This is a genomic window from Haladaptatus sp. (assembly GCF_049589095.1).
GTDB lineage: Archaea > Halobacteriota > Halobacteria > Halobacteriales > Haladaptataceae > Haladaptatus.
The window spans coordinates 1-2,437 of sequence record NZ_JBAWAC010000309.1; the positions used below are offsets into that span (position 1 = coordinate 1).

Annotated in this window: 3 protein-coding genes; 1 reads left to right on the plus strand and 2 read right to left on the minus strand. The window is 59.0% G+C overall.

The window, feature by feature from the left end; translation table 11 throughout:
• Window positions 1-249: 249 nt before the first annotated feature.
• Window positions 250-480 carry a ribbon-helix-helix domain-containing protein gene (locus tag WBV42_RS10035; protein WP_423985906.1) on the minus strand — a complete coding sequence of 77 codons (231 nt, stop codon included), beginning with the start codon at window positions 478-480 and terminating at the stop codon, window positions 250-252.
• Between the two features lie 446 nt (window positions 481-926).
• Here WBV42_RS10035 and WBV42_RS10040 point away from each other — a divergent pair, with 446 nt between their 5' ends.
• Window positions 927-1,346, plus strand: a complete 420-nt coding sequence (locus WBV42_RS10040; RefSeq protein ID WP_423985907.1) for a disulfide bond formation protein B — start codon at window positions 927-929, stop codon at window positions 1,344-1,346.
• A 99-nt stretch (window positions 1,347-1,445) separates the two neighbouring features.
• On the opposite strand, the gene WBV42_RS10045 is transcribed toward WBV42_RS10040, so the two are convergent.
• A partial coding sequence (locus tag WBV42_RS10045) for a DMT family transporter (RefSeq protein WP_423985908.1) occupies window positions 1,446-2,437 on the minus strand: 992 nt, incomplete at its 5' end.

A 2,437-nucleotide genomic window follows, 5' to 3' on the forward strand; every position in this document is an offset into this window, starting at 1 on the left:
ATCTGTTACTAATGGCAGACGACGGATCGAATTCGGTTCCCCCTACGGGATTTGCTCTGTCCGAACTACACCACCAATTTAAACTATTCGACCCAATTCGCAAATTTTACCTGAGTTATCTATTCCACCAATCTTACCTATTATTCCCGATACCGTGGTGATCCCTGCTCGAATCATGCGCACGGAATCCGCCACGGAAGTCCGTAGCGGTAGGATACGACTCGAAACGAGGTCGATCTTTATCTCGAACTAGAGTGGTTCGTCTTGGTAACTAGCTGGGTCCTGCTGGTCGTCGACGGTCTGGGTAAAGAGGCTTTCAGCTATTTCTTCGTCGACCTCGTTAGCAGGTGCGTGTGCCGACACGCCGAGTGTAAGGAGCTCTTCGACCGCTTGCTCCCGATTCAGGAAATCACCTTGGTCGACGAGTCGATCGATATCGGAGTCGATACGGTCGGGGAGGGATACTTCGAATGTGGCCATACACCCACTCATAATCGAGGGCAAATGAATTCTCTGGTCTCCTCCCCAATGCTAGCCGAATGTTCACAGGCCACCCTCGATCTCCGTATCCGAGGTGAATCGTTCCGGGTCAACGACTCGGGTTCTACACACGACGTTCGCTCTTTACCTCCGGTCGGCGTCATCCCGTACACGGTAGAGTCGTTTCAGACGAACTAGAACGATGCTCGCGTGCAAAGAAGCGAACATTTAGCATACCCCGCTTACATACGTAGGTGTATGACCGATGGGGCTCCCGTATCATGTGCGCAGTCTGGGGAGTTTCACCGGCCACTGCGTACGGGTACGACGGTGGTCGAACCGGGTACCCCATCGTCCTCGATACCACCGTTCGGGCTTCGATTCCCACTCCAATCACGAACGGTGACCGTGTTGGAGGCAGTCTACCGAGTCATTTAGCTAAATCAATGAGACACGTTACAACGATCGATAGCCGACGATGGCTGGCGGTGGGGACGATCATCGCAGCAGTCGCAACTGGTGGGAGTCTCTGGCTGAGTTTCGGCCTCGGACTCGTTCCCTGTGAACTGTGCTGGTACCAACGGATCCTGATGTATCCGCTCGTGGTCATACTCGGTGTCGCGACGATCGAGGGGCGACCGCTCGTCTACCGGACCGCGTTCCCGCTCGCGATCGGCGGCGTTTTGATCGCAGCGTACCACTCGTGGATACAGTACACGGGGGCTCCGACGGCCTGTTCCGTCGGCGAGATCAGTTGCGGCATCGTGCAGTATCGAATCGGTGGGATAACGATCCCGAACCTCTCGTTGACTGCGTTCGTCTTGATCACCGCGGTACTGTTCGTGATCGCGCGATGGTCGAACTGACTGATAGCCGGGTTGTGTAACCGAATGAAAGTAGACGGGGACAGGTTCGGTACCGATTCGGAGTTATGGTCGCCTCGGTACGAATTTGCGTTCTTCTCCTCAATCCTGTTCGCCCCAACTCGACGTCTCGTTGACGCGCGTCGCCACTGGCTTCGACCCCGGATCGAGCGTCGTCGCGACGCGGTTCCGGATTCGGGAGACTTCCGCTCCGATCACGCGGTGCCCGAGTATCGAGAACCCGAGGAAGATCGTGACGAATCCGACGATCGTCCGTGCCGAGATCGCTTCGCCCAGGAGTGCCCATCCGCCGAGCGTGGCCACGATGGGGACGAGGTAGAAGATCAAGTTCCCCCGAATCGCCCCGACCTCGTCCAGCAGGCCGAAGTACGCGATGAACGCGAGCGCACCCGAGAAGACGCCGACGTAACCGAGCGCAGCGAACGCGGTCGGCGTCCACGCAATCGCGGCCGGTTGTTCACCGGCGGCGAAACTCAACGTATGGCAGAGGAGCGCAGCGACCGGGAGTGCCCATGCGGTGCGAACGGTACTGCCGAGGGAGGAACCCGCCCGCCGAATCAGAACGCTTCCGAGCGCACCGCAGATCGCGGCACCGAGGAGGATTCCCTTCCCGAGGACAGCACCGTCCAGCACGTGAGCGGGGTCGATGTCGACCACGAGCGCGACGCCGACGAATCCGAGCGCCAACCCACCGGCACCGACGCGAGTGAGGTCCTCGTCAGATAGCAGCACGGCCGCGAGGGCGGGAGTCAGAATCGGGTTGAGACTGTAGATGATCGACCCGACCCCGCTCGACGTGTACTGCTGTCCCAGAAAGATGAACGCATTCGTCAAGCCGACCGTGAACACGCCAGCGGCGAGGATACCGGCGAAGTCCGAGCGTGTACGGGGAAGCCACTCCTCCCGTGAAAACGCGAACAACACGTAGGTCAGCAACAGCGCCGTGCCGATGGCGAACCGAAACGCGACGAACAACAACGGCGGGAAGTAGTTCAACCCGGCTTTCGCCGCGACGAAGGTTCCGCCGAAGAAGGCGCTCGCGGCGAGGAAGAAACCGAGGAGATGGTAGCGAC

Excerpts from the sequence above, each read along its gene's own strand:
- WBV42_RS10040 (WP_423985907.1), top strand. The coding sequence starts at position 927 with ATGAGACACGTTACAACGATCGATAGCCGACGATGGCTGGCGGTGGGG.
- WBV42_RS10035 (WP_423985906.1), bottom strand. The coding sequence starts at position 480 with ATGGCCACATTCGAAGTATCCCTCCCCGACCGTATCGACTCCGATATC.